This is a genomic window from Paenibacillus daejeonensis DSM 15491 (assembly GCF_000378385.1).
Classification (GTDB): Bacteria; Bacillota; Bacilli; order Paenibacillales; family Paenibacillaceae; genus Paenibacillus_D; species Paenibacillus_D daejeonensis.
The window spans coordinates 66206-88898 of record NZ_KB899662.1 but is presented as its reverse complement, the minus strand read 5'-3'; the positions used below and the strand labels follow the sequence as shown (position 1 = coordinate 88898).

Below are 22693 nucleotides of genomic sequence, written 5' to 3'. Positions count from 1 at the left end.
TTAGGGAGGCCATACGAAATGCAGGTAGTGTTCATGAATACGCTAGAGAAGGAAATGAATGACGGGCGGGTATCGAGCGGCCAAGTGTCTATTAGTGAAAAACAGGGGATCTGGCACGTCATGTGGCAGGAGGAAAGTGCGGACAGGGGGGCAGATTGCTGGTTTGAAGGTGCTTCCTGGGAGGAGATGATTACGACCTTCCGCCACGGTATCGCCATTAAGATGGGAGAAGGCTATAGTCCGGTGCTCGATGGTATGCTTGACGATCGGACAGCCAGAGGGGCTGGCGGCCTTATCTCGTTTATTCAATGCTATGGGGAAATGCATGCCCAGCAAGATCTATTCGAAGCACTTCGTGAATGGCGACGCGGGAAAGCGATCGAGCTCAAAAAGGCGGCCTATGTCGTCGCCACCAACCGCATGCTCTGGATGATTAGTGCCTTTGTTCCGCACCAGGCGGCGGAGCTGATACAGATTCCTGGGTGGGGCGAGACCAAGAACATTGCCTACGCAGAGGAAGTTCTGGCGATCACCAGGCTGCATGAGCAATCCAAGCCGTTTCCGCTCCACTGGGTCATGGATGCCCTCGATGATCAAGTGTATACGCAATGGTTGTACAAGCAAAAAGAAAACAAGTTCAAGCTGGAGCTTGACCGCCAACAGGAAAAACGCCTGATCTTGAGCGGCGTTCAGGAAGGGCAAACGTTGGAAGAGCTGCAGAAGCTGCTGGAGCTGCCTAGAAGGGAGCTGCTGGAGCGGGTAGAGCAGTTGGAGAAGGAGGGCTATGATATGGAACCGCTGATCGGCCAGGAGCTCTCCTCTGTGCCTGAGGCGGAGCAGGAGCGGATCTGGGCAGCGCTGGCTGCTGTAGGGGACCGCTATCTCAAGCCGGTGCTCAGTCATGCATATGACGAGGATGAGCTGAAGAGCAGGCAGGTGGACCAGCTCTACGACCGTCTGCGATTGATCCGTCTGCGTTATCGGCGCGGGAAGGATGCCTCCCAGCAAGCGATTTAGCGCTAGGCAGAGGGGCCTGGTCATTGAGGTTAACCCCGCCGTCCGGCCAGATGGATTGGGCAAAACGAATCGGAGGTCCACTCTCGCAATCGAGCCCCGTCTCATAGGATCGATTGGCAATCAGTGCCGCTACATGGCTGCGGCGGGTCTCCGCACCAAGGGAATCCGACGGGTCCTGGTAAGCCGCTAGCCAGTCCATAATGGCGGGGATGATGACTTTGGCTTCGGCCATGGCTTGATCCCAGAGCATCCATACGCTCTCGTCATGCCGGATTGCGGCATTGGTTGGATCAATCCAGGGCAGTCGCTGTTCGTTGAGGATATCGAGCGGCGGGACGGACTTCTTATAGACCAGGGCCTCGAACTGTCCAAAGGTCAATAGTCTGCGAATGCCAGTAGGATCGTAGAACAGCCTTTGTGCTTGCACCATATCACGAGCTGCGTTCTGCCAATCCTCCGCCTCGATGGTGGCGGCCAGCTCAGGATAATGGCAGGCAGCGACGTCCTCGAAGGTATCGACAATGCTGGCAGGCAGCTGGCTTCCGTAATCTAGCTCGCGCCAGACCTGGGTTCTCCATGTCTCCAGACCCATGAGCTGCTGGACGATCAGCGTGTCCATCATCACCTCGAAGCGTTGATGGTCCCATTTACGGAAACCAGAGCGACTAAAGACATACGGGTGCATATTGCGATCCAGAATATGATGGAGGACAAATCCGAGCGTATAGACCAAGGCTTGCTCGCGTTCAGAGCCGACCTCCGGGAGCGCAGCCACCCGGTCGAGCATGTCCATAAGAACGGGGCCGCAATGCAGATTATGCATGGAACTGCCCAGCTGATTCATGGTTTTATCTTTTTTCCAGGGCAGATAGTTGTGATAGAAAAGGAAATCCGGACCCTGGCAGCCAAAGTTGAACAGCTTGGTCAACGCAGGATCGGAGATCCGCTCTTTCTGGCCTGTTTCGCCGAGTGCATGCTGCCCGAAAATCAGATGCGTCCAGGTGTTAGGCAACTGGCACCCCTCCTAAAGTTATAGATGGTTTGGTTCTTTCGCACCGCCCTTCGGGGCGGTTTTTGCTTGACTTTGGCAAAAGATAGTATACTTGTCCTAGTAAATTGAGTATAATAGAGGAAGTAGATTGTCCAAGTATGTCGAAAAGGAGCGTAACCTTACTATGAAGGCAGAATATATTAATCCGTTTCTTGAATCGGCGAGAATCGTCATTGAGCAGGTGGTCATGATTCGGCCGGCGACCGGACAGCTTGGGGTCAAGGATGTCGCGTTCGTGGAGGACTACATCTGGATCCAGATCGGGATGACCGGGCAGATGAGCGGTGACATTGTTTTCGGCCTGACGGAAGATGTTGCGCTTAAGATCATTTCTGCGATGATGGGCGGATTCACCGTACACGAGATTGATGAAATCGGCAGCAGCGCAATTTCCGAGCTGGGCAACATGATTAGTGGTAATGCGAGCACCTTGCTCTATAACCAAGGGGTCAAGGTCGATATCACCCCGCCAAAGGTCGTACGTTCAACACATACCGACGGGTTCGAGACAAAGAAAGCCCTGACCATTCCGCTGATTATGGACGGAATTGGCGAATTGGACATTCAGGTCCTGATTGCATAGTATCATGTTCAAGGCTCCCGCGGGAGCTTTTTTTGCTATTATAAGCGGGTTAATTTTGCTTCTTGGGGTGAATGTACAGTAATATTGAAACAGGTGATGCTAACATGATACAGGGAAAAAAGATCCTCATCACAGGAGCGACCAGCGGAATCGGTCTTCTGACAGCACAAATGCTGATCGACCGCGGCGCGCTGCCGATTATTACCGGACGCAGCGAGAGCAAGCTGACGGATGCCTATAATCTGCTCCAGGGTGAGCACGGCAGTTATCTGATGGATGTGACCAACGATGAGCAGGTAAATGAAGTCATTCCTCGGATTCTGACGGACTATGACAGAATTGATGTATTGATCAACAACGCCGGATATGCCCGGTTTGAGACGCTGGCGGATGCAGAGATTGAGAGCTTCTCCGATATGATGGAGACCAACTATATGGGAACGGTACGCTGTACCAAAGCGGTGCTGCCATCCATGATCCAGCAAGGCAGTGGCCAGATTGTCAATATTGCTTCCCTCGCCGGCAAGCTGGGCACGCCCAAATCGACAGCTTATTCGGCTACCAAGCATGCGGTTTTGGGCTTTACCAATGCGCTGCGGCTGGAGCTGGCCGGCAAGGGGATTACGGTTTCGGCTGTTAACCCTGGACCGGTAGAAACGCCTTTTTTTGATACGGCTGACCCCGAGGGTCACTATGTGAACAATGTACGCTGGATGATGATGAAGCCTGAACGCGTAGTGCGGGCGATTATCAAAGTCATCGAGCACCGCAAACGCGAAGCGAATCTTCCTTTCATGGCTGCCGGCGGGATGCTGCTGTATCAGCTATTCCCGGGACTGGCGGATCGGATTGCGGGACCGTGGCTGAATAAAAAATAATGGTTTTGGAGGCAATTTTGCAATGAACGAAGCATGGGGAAAATTAGGTGTTGGAGCAGCCTTGGGCGCTGCACTCGAAGAGAAGGGGCTCCACACGCCGACACAGGTGCAGAGTGAGACGATACCGGCTCTGCTCTCGGGGCAGCACGTATCGGCGCGCTCGCAGACGGGATCCGGCAAAACGTTAGCCTATCTGCTGCCGCTGCTGCAGCGTATCGATACGAATCGCAAGGATCTGCAAGCTATGGTGCTGGCACCAACGCAGGAGCTTGCTATGCAGATTTTCAATGTTGCGCAGCATTATGGAGAGCTTCTGGGACTGCGGACGCAAGCGCTGATTGGCGGTGCCGCCATGAAACGGCAGGTCGAGAAGCTGAAGCTGCACCCCCAACTGGTCGTAGGTACGCCTGGACGGATCCATGAACTCTATAAGAACCGCAAGTTAAAGCTGCATGAGGTGCGAATGATTATTGTCGATGAGGTGGATCAAGTATTTGGCCTCAGTTCCACTACCGAAGTCGAGACCATACTTTTCAATACCCATCCTGAGCGGCAGATCGGTTTCTTCTCAGCGACCTATCCAGAACTGATGCTGCGACTGACCCAGCGCTGGATGAAGGAGCATGTGGAGGTTGCCGTCCGTCCCGATCAACGGGTCGTCTCGACGGTTGAAAATTTGTATCTGGTGTGCGAGTCTCGCGACAAAGTGGATACGGCACGCCGGTTGATCCGGCTCCTTGAGCCCACTTCGGCGTTGTTGTTCCTGAATGATACCGATCAAATTGCTAATCTGCAGTCCAAATTAAGCTATGCGGGCTTTACGGTAGAAGCCTTGTACGGAGACGCGGACAAGCTGCAACGGGCAGGCACGCTGGCCCGTTTCCGCGATGGTCGGTGTCAGCTCTTGCTGGCGACAGATATTGCAGCCCGGGGGCTGGACATCGCCGAGCTCCCGCTTGTCATCAACCTGGACCCGCCGCCGGACAGCGATCATTATGTGCACCGTGCCGGTCGGACGGGCCGGATGGGGCGTTCGGGTACGGTAGTTTCGATTGTGGCACCACATGAAGTGTTCATTATGAACAAGTTCGAAAAACAGCTGCGCATCCGAATTGCGCGCAAGGAGATGTACAAAGGGACGCTGCAGGATGCCGATCAGACCAGTAAGGGTGGATCTTCTGGCATGGCCGCCCGCAAATCTGACGGAGCTGGTGGTGACAGCAGCAAGCGAGCCGTTAACCGGAAGCCGCAGCAACCGCAAGCCTCCACTAGCAGTGTGCGGCCTGCTTCGGCTGGTCGTAACGAAGCCCGCAGCGGCGGACCAGTAGCAGCTGAAGTCAGCAAGAAGAAGCCTCGCAAAAAGGAGAATTCCAAGGATAAAGGAGCTCCCCGCTGGCTGAAGGCCAAGCGTGATGAAGCCGGCCAGGAGCCTCGGCAGGAGTCTTAAGTCGGACGGAGGGATGGACGATGGATAGCATTCTACAAGTAAAAGGGCTCACAGGCGGATACAGTCCGCGCAGGCCGGTGCTGCATGATCTGAACTTCGAGATCAAGCCGGGAGAAATGGTCGGCATGATTGGTCTGAACGGAGCGGGCAAGAGTACAACCATCAAGCATATTCTGGGGCTCATGAAGCCTCACAAAGGTGAGGTTTTGATCAAGGGTACGACGCTTGAAACTTCGCCGGAGCAGTATCGCTCCGCATTTGCCTATGTTCCTGAAAACCCGGTGTTGTTCGATGAGCTGACGGTTCAGGAGCATATGAGACTGACAGGCATGGCTTACGGCGTGGAGGAAGCCCGATACAAAGAACGGAGCAAGCATCTGCTGGACGAATTCCATATGAATGCCAAAAAAGACGCCTTCTCCAATCATCTCTCCAAAGGCATGAAGCAAAAGGTCATGATTATGAACGCGCTGCTCCCGGAGCCCGCGCTCTACATTATCGATGAACCGTTTCTTGGTCTCGATCCGCTCGGTATCCGCTCGTTGTTGGAGCGCCTGGTGCGGGTCAAGGAGAGCGGCGCAGCGATCCTGATGAGTTCTCACATTCTAGCCACGGTTGAAGCGTATTGCGACCGGTTCCTTGTCGTTCATCAAGGTAAAATGGCCGCGCAAGGGACACTTGACGAGATCCGAGAGCAGGCTGGGGCGCCAGGGATCTCGCTGGAAGAAGCGTTCTACCGCTTTGTAATGGCAGGTGACGGCGATGCGCCAGTCTCTTGATGCGTTATGGCAGCAGCGTGCTCGTGCGTTTCGGCTAGAGATTTTCCCTTATTTGCGATTTATGGTTCAGAGCGGTTTCCCCGGGTTCGTCGTGCTGATGATCATACTCTTTATGATTGGTTATGGGACGGTGCTGCGCGAGCCGCCAGCCGGTTTTCCCACCTTACTGGTAGGCGTGCTGCTGTTGACCCCGTTAGTGAGCTGGAGCCCAATGCGGACTTGGCTCCATCCTGCAGATGTTGTTTTTCTTATGCCAAGAGAACAAGAGATGCCTGGTTACTTGAGACGGTCATGGCTATATAATGGCAGTTTTACCGTCCTGTTGATGCTGGGAGGCCTGCTGCTGTTCTGGCCGCTCTACAACCGCACGGTGGATCATGATTATGCACTTCCGGTCATCGCGCTCGTTCTGATCATCTTGAAGCTGTTCAACATGCACCATGCTTGGCGTGAGCGGCGGATGGCCTGGCCGGGTGCCCGGTGGGTGTCTCGCTTCGTACGATGGCTGCTGCATGCGGTGATGATTGCGATATTGCTCGATAGTGACGTGTCGATGGGAATAGCGCTGCTGATTATCACTGTGATTTGCCTAGCCTATCTGCTCTTGCTAAGGATACCCAAGCAGCATGCGCTGCCATGGGAACGGCTGATTGAAGAGGAGCAAGCAACCCGGCGTCGCTATTACCGTTTCTTGGGGGCATTTATTGACGTGCCGGTCCTTCCCCAACGCGCCCATCGCCGCGGCTATCTGGCTTGGCTCGCTGCTCGCGTCCCTTACAGGGAGAGTAATACCTACCGTTACCTGTTCAGCCATACGATGGTCAGGGCCGAGATAGGTGGCATTTTGGTGAGATTGACCCTTTTGGGTGGACTGGTCGGTTATTTGACCGGTGAGGGAGCTTTACTGGAGGGCTGGGGGGCGGCAGCAGTGTATCTGCTGTTCCTGTTCATCATCAGTGTACAGGCACGGTCGGTCACGATGGTCCATCGCTATTCGGTATGGCGGCACATTTATCCCCTGCCGGAGAAACGCCATCAAGCGTCCGTCGTGTCCGTCGTGCAGGCGACCACGGCGCTCTGTGGGGTTCTTATGTGGCTGCCGCTTGCCGCAGCCTTGATTCTGGACGGCTACTACCTCGTCGCGGCGGTAGTCGCTCTCCTGGCGGCGTTATATGTACTCGTCTTGCTGCCGCGCCGCACCAAGCGCCGGTTGGCAGACGCTGAGGAAGATTAAGAGGCGTTGTATGTACTCGTCTAGCTTCCGCGCCGCACCATGCGTCGGTTGGCAGATGCTGAGGAAGATTGAGCGGTGGTGTACGTACTCGTCTTGCTTGCCGCGCCGCACCAAGCGCCGGTTGGCAGACGCTGAGGAAGATTGAGTGGGTGGTGTACGTACTCGTCTTGCTTCCGCGCCATAACTTGCGCCATTAGCGGACACTGGGGAACATTGAGCGGGATGGTTGACGCTGTTTGCTTCGAGGCCTGGTGGCTCTTTCTTATGCAACACTCCCCCTTTTCTTGCCGCCGCGCTCCCAGTGCACATGGACCGAAAGCATGGCGCCAGTCGGGAGTCGGGGAGTCGAGGGTCTGGAGGTCGGAGTCTGAAGTCTGGAGAACGCTCTAACGGCCACAGGAGCAGTTATTTTAGCTTTTTTGGGAGGTTCTCATCCTAACGGCCATAGGAGCGGCTATTTTGATGAAAACCGATAGAAAGGCCCCTCATCACGCTCAATAGCTGCTTATATGGCCGTTACATTTCCAAAACATAAATTTAGGGTGAAATAGCGGCTGTGGTGGCCGTTAGAGCGAGAGTTAGAGTGGAGTAGACCCAAGTAGACCCAAGCAAACACCAAGCAATACAACAAGGGCCTCCCATCGCGGGAGGCCCTACTGTTCGTACATTATGATGAATTTAAGAGCAGCATAATGCCACAATTACGCTTGTGAAACATCCTTCACCGCTTGGTAGATCGTATCAAACAGCTCTTCCAGATGCAGCTCCTCGATGCAGGAGAAGGCGACGCGCAGATCTGTTTCTCCCAGTGCAATCGTACCTACACCGTACTCGTCCAGAAGCCGTGTGCGCACCGCTTCGGCCGTTACGTTCTTCAGCTTCAGGCACATGAAGTAACCGGAGTTGAAGGGGTAATACTCCCAGACATCACCGAAGCGTCCGCTATCGAGCAGATCCTTGACACGATTGGCCCGGCGCTTCATCACATCGAACTTGGCCCGGCGCTGCTCCTCGAAGTCAGGCGCTTGCAGGGCACGGAGGATGAAGGTCTGGGACGGATGAGGTCCGCTGGAGATCGTCGCACGGATGATACCCATGGTTTTCGCCTCCAGTGCTTTGAGCACTTCCTCGGATGGCGAAGCGTACGTAATAAAGCCGACACGGAAGCCCCATACATATTCTTCTTTGGTGGCACCGTCGACTTTGATAGCCAGGACACGCGGATGCAGGTCGGCGAGTTGGCCGTAGAGCGATTCGTGCAGAGAGTCTTCGAAGAACAGACCAAAATAAGCATCATCAGTGACGACAACGACATTGATGCCAGCCTCGGCGGCTTCTTGAATCGCCGACACGATCTCGGCACCTTCTTGACGGGTCGGCGTGTAGCCGGTCGGGTTGTTAGGGAAATTAAGAATGACGATGGCTTTGCCCTTGTCGCCTTGAGCCAACAGCTTCTCGCGCAGACCAGCGCTATTAAACCGGTTGTCCTCATTGTACAGCGGGTACTCGATCATCTCCGCGCCGCGGCGAATACTGAACGTGAGCTCGTAGTTTTCCCAATTCTTGTCCGGGATGATGACGGCGTCACCGCTGTCGGCGAACAGATCAGCGACAATGCTAAGACCATGCGTCAGCGCGTTGGTGACGATGGGCTGGCCGAAGGATTTGCCCGTCAGCGACGGGTTTTCCTGCAGCATCTTCTCGCGCCAAATCTTCCGCAGTTCCGGCTTGCCTGCGGGTGGTGCATATGGATAAATGTCCTTGGGCTCGTAAGCGGACAATGTTTCTTGGATGGCCTTTAAGTGCATCGGTTGCCCGCCCTCGGTGGCGATGCCGATCGTTGCATTGTACTTCTTGGCTTTGGCGCTGGCCTCGGCCGATTGACTCAAGATACCTACCTTAGGAAAATAGATGGCTTTGCCTATTCCCGACAGCATGTCAAAAATATGCGAATTTTCCGATTGAAGCGTCTCATTCAACTGCTTGGCAAGTAAGTTCATGAATTATCTTCCATCCTTCCAGCTCATTCAGTACCTTCCGGGTGCTATTATAACATTAATTAATTGCAAACGACACAACATCCATCACATTTTTGCGAGTTGCGCGCACTTTTTGAAGTATTGTATGATGACAACAGAAGCGGGACCCGTCCGAGGGTCCCAAGGTGCGAAGTAAAAAGTGGAGGGAGCGGAAGTGGGGAATGTTGCATGCAGAGCCTTCGACGTTAATTTTAAAGCCCGCTTTTGCCAAAATCGTGTGCGAACCGGGGTGGAGATGGCAGAAGCGGGAAAAGCCGCTGGCCAACTATGATCTGTTCTACGTATGGAGCGGCGAGGGCGAGGTCATTCTGAACGACCGTCCTTATCAGGTGAGCAAAGGCAGCTGTTTTCTGTTTCGCCCAGGGGACCATACGAGCGCGACGCATGAGCCGCAAAAGCCGCTGGTCCTGACTTACATACATTTCGATGTGGACTCGCCAGTGAACGAAGTGCCGCAGCCTTATCGGGTGCTCCAGGAAACGGTCGATGTCGAGCATTTGCTCTCCCGATATGTCCGTTTGTTTCTCGTGAAGACCTTTGCGGCAGAAGAAGAAGCGAAGCTTATCCTTAAGCAATTGCTGATTATTCTGTTGCGTCAGGATGTCGAGGGACCGGTAGAGAAAAATGTGAGCAATCAGCTGACCGAGGCCATTCACGAAATCGCCAATTACATCCGGCAGAACCCGGGGGTCCCGCACCGCATCGAAGATCTGGCGATGCGTGCCCAGCTGTCGCCGCGTTATTTCTCGACCCGGTTCAAGCAGCTGATTGGCATGTCGGTGCAATCGTATCTGATTCAGACCCGGATCGACCGGGCCCAGCATCTGCTGATGCACGCCGGCATGAATGTCACCGAGGTAGCGGACGCACTGGGCTACCGGGATATTTTCTTCTTCAGCCGTCAGTTCAAGCAATACACCGGCAAGAGCCCTTCGGAGATCCGGTAATTGGAGTTGCGCAGGTCAAGCATGAACCAAAAAAAGCGATGCCGGGCACAATTGCCCGAGTGCATCGCTTTTTTATTTTAAATCAACCAAATGAACCGAACATCGCCGGAACCGTACATCGTCGCCAGAAGACGAAGACGCCTGGCGGTATAGAGTGGTTTGGACACTATGAAGATTGAACTCTAACGGCCACCATGACCGCTATTGTACTCGAAATCGATCGTTTGAAATTCTAACGGACATATAAGCACCTATTTGCCTTGCGGAGGCCTGTTGCAGCCTGATTTCCCTGGAATAAGTGCGTGGGTGGCCGTTAGAGTTGCAAACCAGGCAAAAAGGCTGGAATAACTGCGCTGGTGGCCGTTAGAGCGGCGGGAGGAACTACCGAGGGGACGGGAGGACGGACGGGGCCCGCCATAGCCCGCCAACAGCCCACCTGATCGCCCAAGCCCAGAGCACCCCACCCGATCACCCGTGCCCCAGCCTCCAGTGTTTGTTCCACGTGAGGCACAGCCGTTCACCTTGTATTGCCGTTCATCGGCTTGTCTCAGGCTTTGGGCAGACGGAGCGTCCCCAGAGACTCGCCCATCCGGACCTTCTTCCCTGGCATCAGATCATTGCGGAGCGTAAACGTATGATCCTCGGTCAGCAGCACGACGGTGGAGCCGAATTCGAAATAAGCCAGCTCCTGGCCCTTCTCCACCTGTTGAGTCAGCGGTTCGACGTATTTGATGCTGCTTACGTTCATGGCGCCAACCTTGACGACTGCGACCTCCCCGCCCCCGTGGCGGATATAGGTCGTCAATCGTTCGTTGCGGCTGAGCACCCGCTTCATGTGACGGAGGCCAAAATCATTGACCGGGTACACCTTCCCCGGGATATGCTCACGCTCAACGACCGTGCCGCTGACAGGCGTATGAATGCGGTGGTAGTCCGTAGGACTCAAGTACAAGACGAGGCAGAAGCCACCAACATAGCTGGCGGTTCGGGGAGAGCGGTTCAACAGCTCTTCAATCGTATAGTCTTGACCTTTAATGTTAAAAATTGTACCCGATTTCACTGGCCCGGCTCCCGTAATCAAGGCATCCACAGGGCTGACGAGGGTAGCGGGATCTGCGTCAATGACACGTGCCCCGTCCTTGAGCCGGCGCGTGAAAAACTCGTTTAAGGTGCCATATTCGCCGATCGGCTTCTCCGCCTCGTGGACCTGAATGCCATACATGCGGGCGAACGACGGAATAAATCGCCGACTGACTGCAGACTGCGCGAGTCTGCCTGTTATGCGGGATATCCATTTGCGAGAGGTGAGCTCGGTCATGGATCGCATCAGCCATCTGTTCATGAAGTAGGAGCCACGTCCTTTCCTCCTGTAATCTTGCTCTCTATCGACCTAGTGTGCCATATCGGATAGGACAAATCAATAGCAGAGCCCAAGTGCGCGCACTCTAAATGCAGGCGGAGCGCCGACGCAACTTAGGCCAAGCGTATGGGAGGATGCCGTGCCATGTGGGACATCCGTTGTGTACATTAGTAACATGCGAATCCTGCAGACGTTACGAGTCATGAAAGGGGCGGTCTTGAACTGATGTCACCGAATCGAGTCGCATTCGTTACACCGGGCTCCTATCCGCTGCCATCGCCCGGCAGCAGTTCTGTTGAACGTGTGGTAGAGAATATCGTACCGCTGCTGACACCGCATATCGAGCCGCGTATTTATGGCAGGACGGCAAAGCATCTGCCACGGCGCGGCGTCTATCGCGGCGTCGCCTGCCACCGATACCCCGCTGTCAGTAAGCAAGCTTATATCCGCGAGGTGGGTACGGCTCTGAGAGCCTACGGACCACAGCTGGTCGTGGTGGAGAACCGGCCGCTCTATGTCCTGCGTTTGCGCAAGCGGCGTCCTCATGCGCGGATTTGGCTCAATCTCCATTCCTCGACGTTTCTTTCGCCCTCTCGCATCAGTCCATCTTCGCTGAGAGAGAGCTTTCGGCAGGCTGAACGCATCATCGTCAATAGCGAGTATCTCCGGGATGTGGCGGCCCGCCTGGTGCCGGAAGCTGGCAGCAAGCTGAGAGTGGTGCATCTGGGTGTGGAGAGCGACCGCTTCCCTTCCCAATATTCTCTGGCTGGCTCCCAGATGCGGGAGCAGCTCCGTACGGTACGGGGCTGGCATGGACGCAAGGTCCTGCTGTTCATGGGACGATTGATTCCACGCAAGGGTGTACATCACCTGCTGCGGATTTTGCCGGATCTGGTGGAGGCGCACCCGGATATCCTACTGGTTGTGGTAGGGAGTGCCTTTTATGGATCTCATCGCATGACCCCCTACACACGCCAGTTGCATCGGCTTGGCAACAAGTTCCCGGCTCACGTCAAGTTTGTCCCGTATGTCCCGTATTCGGAAGTGCCCAGCTGGTTTGTAGCGGCTGATCTGGCAGTTGTTCCTTCGGATCGAAGGGAGGCTTTTGGCCTGGTCAATGTGGAAGCGATGGCTTGTGGTCTCCCGGTGGTCGGTACCCGGGCAGGGGGAATGAAGGAAGTGATTGAGGAGGGTGTAACCGGATTTCTCGTCGATCCCGATCATCCTCAGGCAGAGTTAAAAGAACGGCTGATCTGGCTGATGCATAATGATGATTTAAGAGCATTTCTCGGCCAGCGGGCACGGGAGAGGGTGGAGCAGCTGTTCACCTGGGAACAGTCGGCAGCCCGGTGGCTGGAGCTGCTTCAAGAGGGCGGTTATGTCTGAGATTATTAGTAGGACAGGAAGAAAAATGGTTGACAGTTCCATTATCTTCCTTGTATAGTCATAGCAGAATCCACTAGGGGTGCCCGAAACGGGCTGAGATAAGGCAATCGAGCCTTGATCCCTTTGAACCTGATCTGGGTTATACCAGCGTAGGAAAGTGGGAATACGTACTCGAATTGTGCCCGTTGGCACTGTACATAAATGAAAACAGACATGGGCCGAAGTCGGGCTTGCTTGTCCTGCTTTTCGTGCATCCGGGTTCTTATTCTGCCGCTCCTTCGCCGGGGCGGCTTTTTGCTGTCCGGTGCAGGTTGGTTTGGGCTCTTCAGGGGATTCCAACAACTGTTATGGGAGGAATATGAATTGAATACAACAGCCTACACGATTGCAAGCCAGCCATTGCCGGGAAGCCGCAAAAGGTATGTTCAGGGCTCCAGGGACGATCTGCGGGTTCCGGTCCGGGAGATTGAACTGTCGCCGACCCAGCGCGATGATGAGGAGATTCCGAATGCGCCACTGCTCGTCTATGACGCCAGCGGACCCTACACCGATCCGGAGCATGAAGTGGATGTTAGAGTCGGGCTGCCGGATGTGCGTAGTGGCTGGGTTGGCGAGCGGGAGGATACCGAAATGTACGTGGGACGCTCTGTATTGCCGCAGGATAACGGTTACGCTTCGGAGTCGGGTGTTCGAGAGCGGGGGGCGGAAGTGTTCCCTGGTGCAGCCAGCCGACAGCCGCGCCGGGCCACCGCTGGCCGCAATGTGACACAGCTTCATTACGCAAGGGCAGGTATTGTGACGCCGGAGATGGAGTATGCGGCGATCCGGGAAGGGATGAAGCCTGACTTTGTCCGTGCGGAGATCGCGGCTGGCCGCGCTATACTCCCAGCCAATATTAATCACACGGAGCTGGAGCCCATGGTGATTGGCCGTGCCTTTCACGTCAAGATCAATGCCAACATCGGCAATTCAGCCGTGCGCTCCTCAGCCGCGGACGAGGTGGAGAAGATGACATGGGCTACCCGCTGGGGGGCGGATACGATCATGGATTTGTCCACAGGCAAGAACATTCATACAACACGAGAGTGGATTATCCGAAACGCTCCGGTACCAGTAGGTACAGTGCCGATCTATCAGGCGTTGGAAAAAGTGAATGGCGTGGAGGCTGACCTGACTTGGGAGATCTACCGGGATACGCTGATTGAGCAGGCGGAGCAGGGCGTGGACTATTTTACCATTCATGCCGGGGTACTGCTGCGGTATATTCCCCTCACGGCGGAGCGATTGACCGGCATTGTCTCTCGCGGCGGTTCCATTATGGCATCCTGGTGCCTGGCGCATCATCAGGAAAATTTTCTCTATACCCACTTCGAAGAAATCTGCGAGATTATGAAGGCATATGACGTCTCGTTCTCTCTGGGGGACGGCTTGCGCCCTGGCTCGATCGCCGATGCCAATGATGCCGCACAGTTTGCTGAGCTGGAGACGCTGGGCGAGCTGACCAAGATCGCCTGGAAGCATGACGTGCAGGTGATGATCGAAGGACCAGGGCATGTACCGATGCATCAGATCCGTGAGAACATGGACCGTCAGCTGGAGGTATGCCAAGAGGCACCCTTCTATACACTGGGTCCACTGACCACTGATATTGCACCAGGCTATGATCATATTACCTCCGCGATCGGCGCTGCGATGATTGGCTGGTTCGGCACGGCCATGCTATGTTACGTCACGCCAAAAGAGCATCTGGGACTGCCGAACAAAGAGGATGTGAAGGAAGGCGTCATCACGTATAAAATAGCTGCGCACGCCGCGGACCTCGCCAAGGGTCATCCCCGCGCCAAGCTGCGTGATGATGCATTGTCCAAGGCGAGATTCGAGTTCCGCTGGCGGGACCAGTTCCATTTATCGCTTGATCCGGAGCGGGCCCTTGCTTTTCACGATGAGTCTCTGCCTGCGGAGGCGGCCAAGACAGCGCATTTCTGTTCCATGTGTGGTCCTAAATTTTGCAGTATGCGGATCACTCAGGACATCCGTGCCTATGCTGCTGCCCAGGGACTGCCAACAGAGGAGGCAGCCATTGAGAAAGGGATGCAGGAGCGCTCGGAGGCTTTCCGCTCGGGTGGTGGAATCTATAGCTGATACCAACCGCACCATCTTTCCACTTGATTAATTGCCATTTCCTGCATGAATTTGTGTGACCTGCCCATAGGTGAATGCATATGCTGGGGGTAACTAAGGTGGGAAGAAGGAGTGGACTATGGCTAAAAACAGGAGAGGGAAAAGCACGAAGGGTCGCAAGCCGCTGTTCTATGTGGATAATCCCAACAGCTCCGAGCTGAAATGGCTTGATGACCTTGCCAAGAAGCAGCAAGCCGCGCCGGCTGCAAGCGGCAGTCCGTCGGTCAAATCAAACGCAAGTAAACGAAAACCGGTGACCATCAATCATACGGTTACAGAAGAAAAACCTGAAGCAAAGTATGAAGCGGTATCTGATGAGGCCCCGGAAGCTGATGAACTGCTGTTGCAAGAAGAGTCTTCACGCCAGATTACCCAAGAGGCGGCAGCGCCAAAGGAGGAACCGGAGGAGGAACGACTGTCTGAGCCGAACGCGGCAAGTGCAGAGGAGCGGACAGCCAGAGTGGAGGAACGGCGCACCCCCCGCCGCCAAGGACCTATTATCTATACCGACGATCTTGCAGACGGTGCTGTGACAGGAGAGAAGCTGGGGGCCCAGAGCATCGACAGCTCCAAGCTGCGCAAGAGCAGTATCCTCACCCAGACCATCGCTGATTTTGCGGTCGAAAGCATTAAAATTGCCGATCGTGCGGTCACAGCCTCCAAGCTGGCTCCCGAGAGCATCACCAGCGAGCATCTGGCCCGCAACGCGATCTCAGGCAGTAAAATTCGCGATCGTTCGGTGACGAGCGAGAAGCTGAAAGACGGCAGTATCACGAGCGAGAAGCTCGCTGACCGGGCAATCCACGGGGACAAATTGGCTGAACGATCCATTGAAGCCAAGCATCTGGCTGTGGGCAGTCTTAGTGGTGAGCAACTGGAGGATAGCTCCATTCATGCCTCCAAATTGCAAACGGGCTCGGTGGAGGCCAGGCATCTGGTCAACGAAGCCATCGATACCTCCAAGCTGGCGGAGGATGCGGTTACGTCATCCAAACTGAGGAATAGCGCTGTCACGAGCGACAAAATTGAGAAAGAAGCGATTGATGCGGCACACATCAAAAAAGGTGTGCTGCTCTCAGACCATATCGCGACGGGGGCTGTCGGGGGAAAGCATCTGGCTCCGGGCGCCGTAGCGGCAAGCCATCTCGAGGAGGGCGCCGTCGGAAGTCGGGAGCTGCAAGCAGGGAGCGTAACGCCGGACAAAATCGTGCCCAGACTCATAGCAGAGGAACATCTGCGGCCAAACGCCGTACGAAGCGAACATCTCGCTCCCGGTGAGATCGGCACAACGCATATTACAGATCAGAGTCTGACCTCCAGCAAACTGGCTGATCAGGCCGTCACAACAATCAAAGTCGCCGATCAAGCCATAACGACTTCTAAAATTGCAGATCACAGTGTCGGTCCCCAAAAAATCAGTGACGAAGCGGTGCAGGGAAGGCATCTTGGTCGGTCAAGTGTGACGGCCGATAAGCTGGCTGCAGGATCGGTCGGCAGTCATCACCTGACAACAGGCATTATTGATGGCGAGCATATATTGCCTCGTACGGTCGGCTACCATCATCTGGAGGATGGCAGCGTGCACGCCGATACGATTGCCCCACAGGCGGTCAGGGAAGAGCATATTGGCATTGGTGCAGTAGGTATGACCCAGCTGGCGGAAGGCTCTGTTGGCAGCGACCAGCTGGCCGATGAGAGCGTTCGTGCAGAGGCTCTGGCGCGCCATGCTGTGCAGTCGCATCATTTGTCTGATGATGCTGTGACGTTTGACAAGGTGGCTCCTGCTGCTATTCGATCCTACCATCTAGCCAAGGGAGCGGTAGAGGGCGAAGCATTGGCAGGAGGCAGCGTCTCCGCCAGACATCTGCAGCCAGACAGCGTCGAGAACACGCATTTGACGATTGAATCTGTGGGTACAGTCACCATTCAGGACGGCGCCGTTACAGCGGCGAAGCTGGCGGAGTCCAGTGTAACCGAACGCCATATCGGCCGGGGCACGGTGTTCTCGCATCATTTGGCGGACCACGTGGTCAACGCGTTGAAGCTGTCGCCTGAGAGCGTCGCAACCGACAAGCTCGCGGATGCGGCAGTGACGACAGCCAAGCTGGGCGAAGGCAGTGTGACAGGCAGCAAGCTGGCTCCGCAAGCTGTGGACCGCAGCCATTTGGGAGACGAAGCTGTACAAAAAGAACACATCGCTGCAGAAGCAGTCGGCACCAGACAATTGCAAGCAGGAGCCGTTGGAGCAGAGCAACTATTGAATGGGGCGGTACACGCCAGACACTTGCAGCCAGACAGTATTGATTCCACGCATCTGACAGCTGCAAGTGTAGGACCAGAGGAGCTGGCAGAGGAAGCTGTGTCGGGCCGCCACCTGGCATCAGGCGCCATATTGGGCATTCATCTGGCTGACGCAAGTATCCGTGAAACCCATCTGACCGATGAAGCAGTCAGCAGCAGCAAGCTTGGTCCTGGCAGCGTGACGGGGCGTCATCTGGCGGAAGGCGCGATTGGCTCCGAAGCGCTTCGGTCGGATGCCGTCACCCGAGAGGCTCTAGCTGCCGGCGCAGTGGAGAGCAGGCATCTGTCAGCCGGTTCAGTCAACAGCGCACATATCCAGGCAGGATCTATCGGTGCTGAGCATTTGTCGGCTGGCGCTGTTGATTCGGGGGGGCTGGCCGCTGGAGCAGTGACTTCGGAGAAGCTGGCGGTCCATGCCGTACAGAGCGAGCAGCTGGCCCTGGAATCTGTGACGGGCAAGCATGTCCGCGCCGAAACGATTCAAGGCTTTCACTTGAAGAAAGGCACCGTGCAGGCCCAGCATCTCTCTGATGAGATTTTCACGCTGGAGAAGGTTAAGGATGGGGTCATTCGGGGCAGCAAGCTGGCTCCAGGAAGCGTAGGCAGGCAGCAGCTGGCTCCTGCAAGTGTAGGCGAGGAAGAGCTTGCCGTGGGGGCGGTTGAGGCTGTGCATCTGATGACGGGTGCAGTCACATCCGACAAACTGGCAGCAGGCGCGATCGAGGCCCGACATATTGCCCCGGCAGTTATTGGGGAAGAGCATCTGGCAGAACGGTACGTCACTCAGCAGGAATATGCCCTGCGTCCTGAGCTGGAGCCGCGGGTTATTACGGCAGAAGGTCTGGCGGACGGCTGCATCACAAGCGAGAAGCTGGCAGATGAAGCGGTATCGACGGAGAAGCTGAGCGACGGTGCGGTAACGAGCACCAAGCTGGCAGCAGGAGCAGTTACAGGATGGCAGATTGCTCCTGCAGCGATCAACGACGAGCATCTGGCGGAACGGTATGTGACGCTGCGGGAGTTCGATGCCCTGGCGAGTATGGAACGAGAGCCGGTAACATCCCGTGATCTGGCTAAAGGTGCAGTCGATGCGACGATTCTGGCAGACGAAGCGGTGAGTACAGAGAAACTGAGCGATGGGGCAGTCACTGCCGCCAAGCTCGCAGACGGCTCTGTAGAGGGCAGCAAGCTGTGCGATGGCTCAGTGGACAGCACCAAGCTGGCTGCAGAGTCGGTCACGGAAACTCATATTGCTGCGGGAGCAATTCGCAGGGAGCATTTGGCGGAGCAGTACGTTACATTGCTGGAATTTGATGCGCTGGCCAACCAAGAGCGCGAGCCTATTACTACACTGGACATCGCCGCGGGCGCCATCGACACGAGTGTTCTGGCAGAGGAGGCAGTCACCCGCAGCAAGCTAGCTCTGGAATCGGTGGACAGCACGCGGTTAGGTGATGCGTCGGTCGTCGCCTCCAAACTGGCGAATAGCGCTGTCACCAGCGAGAAGCTGGCGGATGAATCGGTGACGACGGAGAAGCTGAGCGATGGGGCGGTCACTGGCGCCAAGCTGGCGGAAGGTTCGGTAGATGGCAGCAAGCTGGCCGCGGAGTCGGTCACGGGGCAACAGATAGCGCCTGGAGCGATCCGCAGCGAGCATCTGTTGGAGCGCTATGTCACCCTTCTGGAGTTTGACGCATTCTCCAATACGGAGCGCGATCCAATCACAACGCTGGATATCGCTGAAGGGGCAGTGGACACGAGTGTGCTGGCAGAGGGGGCAGTCACCCGCAGCAAGCTAGCCTTGGAATCGGTGGATAGTACTCGGTTAGGTGAGGCATCGGTCGTCGCCTCCAAGCTGGCGAACAGCGCTGTCACCAGCGAGAAGCTGGCCGATGAGTCGGTGACGACAGAAAAGCTGTGCGATGGGGCAGTCACTGGCGCCAAGCTGGCCGCGGAGTCGATTACGGGGCAGCAGATTGCAGCAGGAGCAATCAGCAGCGAGCATCTGTTGGAGCGATACGTCACCCTGCAGGAATTCGATGCGTTCTCCAGCATGGAGCGCGATCCAATCACCACGCTGGATATTGCCGAAGGGGCAGTAGGCACAACTGTGCTGGCGAATGAATCGGTCACCAGCAGCAAGCTGGCTCCAGAATCGGTGGATAGTACTAAGCTGGTACCCGGCGGAGTAGACAGCAGCCGACTCAGCGATGCGTCGGTCATCAACTCCAAGCTGGCGAATAGCGCTGTCACAAGCGAGAAGCTGGCGGATGAAGCAGTAACGACTGATAAGCTGAGCGATGGATCGGTTACTGGCGCCAAGCTGGCGGAGGGCTCGGTAGATGGCAGCAAGCTGACCCCGAGTTCCGTGGATGGCAGCAAGCTCAGCGATGGCACAGTCGACAGCAGCAAGCTGGCCGCTGGCTCTGTCACAGGGCTGCATGTTGCACCAGGATCGATCAGCGACGAGCATCTCGCCGAGCGGTATGTGACGTTGCGTGAGTTTGATACGTTAGCAGGGATGGAGCGGCATCCGATCACAACGCCTGAGCTGGCGGAGGGAGCCGTAGACACGAGTGTGCTGGCGAATGAGGCAGTGACAGCCGACAAACTGGCACAGCGCGCAGTCAACAGCAGCAAGTTGTGTGACCATTCCGTGGTTACAGCCAAACTGGCAGATGGTGCCGTCACAACGGCAAAGCTCAGCGAAGGCGTAATTATCAGCAGCAAGCTGGCAGCCGGTGCTGTCGATAACAGCAAGCTTGCTGACGGGGCAATATTCGGCGACAAGCTCGCAGCCAACGCCGTCACGACGGAGAAGCTGGAGGACGGAGCGGTAACGGCCGACAAGCTGGCTCCCGGCTTGTTGAAGTCGTCCCAAGCTGCCCCGGGCAGCATTCGGACAGAGCATCTCACAGATCAATGCGTGGCTGGCGACAAGCTGGCAGATGGTTCAGTGACCGCCGAGAAACTGGCTGCAGGTGCGGTGGGGAGTGCTCAACTAGTGGAGGGAGCCGTCGGTTCGGAGCACCTGGAACCGGAAGCTATCCAGGATCGACACGTACAGAACGGGACGATCACGCTGCCGAAGCTCGCATTCTCGCCGGTCATCAGCAGCTCGCCTCAGGGTAGTGTGGTCCAGCATTACGGGCTGACGGAGTATCGCTTCTCCGAGCAGGAAGAGCAGGTGGATATCTATCTGACCTTCCGAACCCCGTTTAACAGCCATGCGTATGCACTTACTGCCATGACGGATCACCCGGCTTGTTATGCGATTATCAAATCCAAGTCCGTAGCCGGCGCGGTAGTTACCATCATCCGTACCCGCATCAGTCCACAGCCGCAGGGCGTGCTTAACTGGATTGCGGTAGGTACGACCTTCTAGCAACTCCTTCATCAGAAGCGACATGAAAAAAGCCGACCCTTGTTGCCCATAACGGCACACAAAGGTCGGCTTCTTCAATGTGGAATAAAGGTCATTCCGACTCACTGACTGGCGGCACGTAGTTCTGGATGAACTCGTCCATGTCGCGGTCGGCTTTGCTCTGATTGCACAGATTGCAGGCACAGACGCAGTTAAGCGGTGTGGTATGACCGCCCTTGGCACGCGGCAGCAGATGGTCAATCGTATCGCCGTATTCCCCGCAGAAATAGCAGGTGTAATGGTCTCTGTTCAAAATATAGCTGCGAAAGGTCTTATTGCTATATAGGCGTTGAACGGTATAGGGATTCAGAATGACGGCGGCATGCTCCCTGACCAGCGTCTGTGCTGTTTCCAGATCCGTCTCCTGGTGCCAGCGCCGCCCCTTCTCAGTCCGCCCCCGCATCCAGACAATACCACGCCTTGTTGTCCGCAAGCCGGAGACGTCAGGGGTTTCTACCTGCATCAAGGAAGCGTGCTGTGGCAGTTTTTTCTTGCTGGTCACCGGTTTGACGCGGGCGACTTCGACAACGGCAGGAGCAGGCGGAGAGGCTTTCGAACGGCGCTTTCGCTTCCGCTTGCGGGGCTTGCGAGGCGACTGCTCGATGCCGGTATCCACAGATTCGGAAGGATCTGTGTCGGTGGGACCTGCCGGTTCCCAAATCGGTTCGTCCCCTGAGACTTGCAGGTCGCCCTGGGTTTTGCGGCACTCCCGGCAGGTTCCCCGCCTCGCACCTTGGCGGGAGCGCTTGCCCGTGCGGCGCAAGAATTCCCCGACAGGCTTGCTCTGCCCGCAGGAGACACAAAGCTTGTGCAACGATTCTTGAACTGACGTTTCGGTATCGTGATTGGACTGGTTCGTCATTTGTGTCATCCCCGTTCTCCGTAAGGCATGCTGTATCTTCCATTATACCATATTTTAATCCAAAACCCTCCTCTGCTAATCGCCTACATGTACTGGAGCCTCAAAGGAATCGCATGACATCAGTGGCACCCGACACAACGGCGCATATGCTATGTAAGAGCCATGATGCAGGGAGGAGCTGTAAGAAGATGGAGCATATCGTCGACAACGTCATCGAGCATCTGTCCACCACGCATCGGCACCTGGCGCGTATTCTGGACGCGGAGCGCCATGTCGCTGTCCGGATGGGCGAGGTGGTCTCGGCCCTGCCCGATCACGATCCGGCATTCGAAGGCGTACCTGGGCTTATCGAGAACGCGCAGCTGATCACCAAAAGTGTGGTGGGTTATCTGAACAGTCTGGCCGAGTTGGAAGAAACACTTGCTGACCAGTTGTCTCATGTCATGAAAGAGCTGGACGGCGCGAGTGATGAATAAGCAGGTAAAGGAGAGCGAATGCGATGAGTCGTGAGCAAGCGTTTTTGCGCGTACTGGATTCGTCTGCCAATCTCCAGTCCAATATGGCTCTGATACTGGAAGCCAAAGCGGTCGAGGCAGAGAAAGTCCGCAACTGGATCTGCAACCATGTCCGCAGCGACGCCTTCACAAGCCAGCAGCTGCTGGTCAAGGAAACGATGGATATTCATGACCAGATGATCGAGGTCATCGAAGGGCTCTCGAAGCTGGGCCAGGGCATGTGCAGCATGCTGAAGGTTGTGCTGCGTCATGATGTAGAGAGCGGCGACGGCATGGATGGCATGGGTGGACTGTTCGGTGACGGGTTCGATATGGAGGCAGGTGACAAGTAGGATGGATCTGTTGAGCCGAGAGCGGGAGGTCAAGCTGGAGCTGCTGTCCTCCCTCGCCCGCAGCCAACGGGCGATGGCCCGCATTTTGGAGAGCGTGGCCGATGTGACGGCCTGCTCGTCCGACTCGGCGCGGGCGCTCCAACAAGAGCTTCGCACCATGACCCGCCTGCAGCAGGCGATTGCATCGAGCATCGTGCCGCTGCGGATAAGCAAGGTTCAGAGGGGCAAGCCCGGGCGGCTATGGCTAAGGGATGGCAAGCTGGCTCTTGAGGCCGAGCCGGTGTTCGGTGTGCTTGTCCAAGGGAACAAGCATGCTTGACCGGAGCGGCGTCTTCGGCTGCGGGGGACAAGCCTGGT

The 22693-nt window shown here is 56.0% G+C and carries 16 protein-coding genes, 1 pseudogene and 1 riboswitch; of the genes and pseudogenes, 13 read left to right on the top strand and 4 right to left on the bottom strand.

Annotated features, from left to right (window positions below; genetic code table 11):
• Positions 1–18: 18 nt before the first annotated feature.
• On the top strand, positions 19–1017 hold the full coding sequence (locus F556_RS38790; RefSeq protein ID WP_020617556.1) for an HRDC domain-containing protein: 999 nt from the start codon (positions 19–21) through the stop codon (positions 1015–1017).
• 574 nt (positions 1018–1591) lie between these two features.
• Here the strand turns inward: F556_RS38790 and F556_RS38785 are convergent.
• A pseudogene (locus F556_RS38785) lies at positions 1592–2029 on the bottom strand (zinc dependent phospholipase C family protein); the annotation flags it as partial.
• Between the two features lie 163 nt (positions 2030–2192).
• On the opposite strand from F556_RS38785, the gene F556_RS0113795 reads away from it, so the two are divergent.
• The 5 genes from F556_RS0113795 to F556_RS0113775 all read left to right on the top strand — a co-directional run bounded on the left by F556_RS0113795 (position 2193) and on the right by F556_RS0113775 (position 6989).
• Entirely contained in the window at positions 2193–2651 is a 459-nt protein-coding gene (locus F556_RS0113795) for a chemotaxis protein CheX (RefSeq protein WP_020617554.1), read from the top strand.
• Between the two features lie 104 nt (positions 2652–2755).
• Positions 2756–3529: an SDR family NAD(P)-dependent oxidoreductase gene (locus F556_RS0113790; protein ID WP_020617553.1), complete on the top strand. Its 774-nt coding sequence runs from the start codon at positions 2756–2758 to the stop codon at positions 3527–3529.
• A 22-nt stretch (positions 3530–3551) separates the two neighbouring features.
• On the top strand, positions 3552–4976 hold the full coding sequence (locus F556_RS0113785) for a DEAD/DEAH box helicase (protein WP_020617552.1): 1425 nt from the start codon (positions 3552–3554) through the stop codon (positions 4974–4976).
• A 20-nt stretch (positions 4977–4996) separates the two neighbouring features.
• Entirely contained in the window at positions 4997–5755 is a 759-nt protein-coding gene (locus F556_RS0113780; RefSeq protein ID WP_020617551.1) for an ABC transporter ATP-binding protein, read from the top strand.
• Entirely contained in the window at positions 5739–6989 is a 1251-nt protein-coding gene (locus F556_RS0113775) for an ABC transporter permease (protein ID WP_020617550.1), read from the top strand. The genes F556_RS0113780 and F556_RS0113775 overlap by 17 nt, the downstream gene beginning before the upstream one ends.
• A gap of 701 nt (positions 6990–7690) precedes the next feature.
• Here F556_RS0113775 and F556_RS0113770 read toward each other — a convergent pair.
• Complete coding sequence (locus F556_RS0113770) at positions 7691–8989, bottom strand: aminotransferase class I/II-fold pyridoxal phosphate-dependent enzyme (protein WP_020617549.1); 1299 nt, start codon at positions 8987–8989, stop codon at positions 7691–7693.
• A gap of 200 nt (positions 8990–9189) precedes the next feature.
• On the opposite strand from F556_RS0113770, the gene F556_RS0113765 reads away from it, so the two are divergent.
• A complete protein-coding gene (locus F556_RS0113765; RefSeq protein ID WP_020617548.1) occupies positions 9190–9975 on the top strand; it encodes an AraC family transcriptional regulator in 786 nt (261 codons plus the stop codon).
• 547 nt (positions 9976–10522) lie between these two features.
• Here F556_RS0113765 and asd read toward each other — a convergent pair.
• Positions 10523–11317 carry an archaetidylserine decarboxylase gene (gene asd, locus F556_RS0113760; RefSeq protein WP_020617547.1) on the bottom strand — a complete coding sequence of 265 codons (795 nt, stop codon included), beginning with the start codon at positions 11315–11317 and terminating at the stop codon, positions 10523–10525.
• Between the two features lie 243 nt (positions 11318–11560).
• Here asd and F556_RS0113755 point away from each other — a divergent pair, with 243 nt between their 5' ends.
• The 3 genes from F556_RS0113755 to F556_RS34020 all read left to right on the top strand — a co-directional run bounded on the left by F556_RS0113755 (position 11561) and on the right by F556_RS34020 (position 20588).
• Positions 11561–12721, top strand: a complete 1161-nt coding sequence (locus F556_RS0113755) for a glycosyltransferase family 4 protein (protein ID WP_020617546.1) — start codon at positions 11561–11563, stop codon at positions 12719–12721.
• A gap of 65 nt (positions 12722–12786) precedes the next feature.
• Positions 12787–12894: riboswitch (TPP riboswitch) on the top strand.
• Positions 12895–13084: 190 nt separating this feature from the next.
• Positions 13085–14863, top strand: coding sequence for a phosphomethylpyrimidine synthase ThiC (gene thiC / locus F556_RS0113745; protein ID WP_020617544.1), 1779 nt, complete (start codon positions 13085–13087; stop codon positions 14861–14863).
• Between the two features lie 118 nt (positions 14864–14981).
• Positions 14982–20588, top strand: a complete 5607-nt coding sequence (locus F556_RS34020; protein WP_040716571.1) for a WIAG-tail domain — start codon at positions 14982–14984, stop codon at positions 20586–20588.
• A 91-nt stretch (positions 20589–20679) separates the two neighbouring features.
• On the opposite strand, the gene F556_RS0113735 is transcribed toward F556_RS34020, so the two are convergent.
• Positions 20680–21498, bottom strand: a complete 819-nt coding sequence (locus F556_RS0113735) for an HNH endonuclease (protein WP_020617543.1) — start codon at positions 21496–21498, stop codon at positions 20680–20682.
• 104 nt (positions 21499–21602) lie between these two features.
• On the opposite strand from F556_RS0113735, the gene F556_RS0113730 reads away from it, so the two are divergent.
• Genes F556_RS0113730 through F556_RS34015 form a run of 3 tightly spaced genes read left to right on the top strand, consistent with a single transcriptional unit; the run spans position 21603 to position 22655 of the window.
• On the top strand, positions 21603–21965 hold the full coding sequence (locus F556_RS0113730) for a nucleoside-diphosphate sugar epimerase (RefSeq protein WP_342663308.1): 363 nt from the start codon (positions 21603–21605) through the stop codon (positions 21963–21965).
• Between the two features lie 23 nt (positions 21966–21988).
• Positions 21989–22336 carry an alpha-helical endospore appendage domain-containing protein gene (locus tag F556_RS0113725; protein WP_020617541.1) on the top strand — a complete coding sequence of 116 codons (348 nt, stop codon included), beginning with the start codon at positions 21989–21991 and terminating at the stop codon, positions 22334–22336.
• A gap of 1 nt (position 22337) precedes the next feature.
• Complete coding sequence (locus F556_RS34015; RefSeq protein ID WP_020617540.1) at positions 22338–22655, top strand: hypothetical protein; 318 nt, start codon at positions 22338–22340, stop codon at positions 22653–22655.
• The last annotated feature ends 38 nt before the right edge of the window (positions 22656–22693 follow it).

Excerpts from the sequence above, each read along its gene's own strand:
- F556_RS38790 (WP_020617556.1), top strand. The coding sequence starts at position 19 with ATGCAGGTAGTGTTCATGAATACGCTAGAGAAGGAAATGAATGACGGG.
- F556_RS0113795 (WP_020617554.1), top strand. The coding sequence starts at position 2,193 with ATGAAGGCAGAATATATTAATCCGTTTCTTGAATCGGCGAGAATCGTC.
- F556_RS0113790 (WP_020617553.1), top strand. The coding sequence starts at position 2,756 with ATGATACAGGGAAAAAAGATCCTCATCACAGGAGCGACCAGCGGAATC.
- F556_RS0113785 (WP_020617552.1), top strand. The coding sequence starts at position 3,552 with ATGAACGAAGCATGGGGAAAATTAGGTGTTGGAGCAGCCTTGGGCGCT.
- F556_RS0113780 (WP_020617551.1), top strand. The coding sequence starts at position 4,997 with ATGGATAGCATTCTACAAGTAAAAGGGCTCACAGGCGGATACAGTCCG.
- F556_RS0113775 (WP_020617550.1), top strand. The coding sequence starts at position 5,739 with ATGCGCCAGTCTCTTGATGCGTTATGGCAGCAGCGTGCTCGTGCGTTT.
- F556_RS0113770 (WP_020617549.1), bottom strand. The coding sequence starts at position 8,989 with ATGAACTTACTTGCCAAGCAGTTGAATGAGACGCTTCAATCGGAAAAT.
- F556_RS0113765 (WP_020617548.1), top strand. The coding sequence starts at position 9,190 with ATGTTGCATGCAGAGCCTTCGACGTTAATTTTAAAGCCCGCTTTTGCC.
- asd (WP_020617547.1), bottom strand. The coding sequence starts at position 11,317 with ATGAACAGATGGCTGATGCGATCCATGACCGAGCTCACCTCTCGCAAA.
- F556_RS0113755 (WP_020617546.1), top strand. The coding sequence starts at position 11,561 with ATGTCACCGAATCGAGTCGCATTCGTTACACCGGGCTCCTATCCGCTG.
- F556_RS34020 (WP_040716571.1), top strand. The coding sequence starts at position 14,982 with ATGGCTAAAAACAGGAGAGGGAAAAGCACGAAGGGTCGCAAGCCGCTG.
- F556_RS0113735 (WP_020617543.1), bottom strand. The coding sequence starts at position 21,498 with ATGACACAAATGACGAACCAGTCCAATCACGATACCGAAACGTCAGTT.
- F556_RS0113730 (WP_342663308.1), top strand. The coding sequence starts at position 21,603 with ATGACATCAGTGGCACCCGACACAACGGCGCATATGCTATGTAAGAGC.
- F556_RS0113725 (WP_020617541.1), top strand. The coding sequence starts at position 21,989 with ATGAGTCGTGAGCAAGCGTTTTTGCGCGTACTGGATTCGTCTGCCAAT.
- F556_RS34015 (WP_020617540.1), top strand. The coding sequence starts at position 22,338 with ATGGATCTGTTGAGCCGAGAGCGGGAGGTCAAGCTGGAGCTGCTGTCC.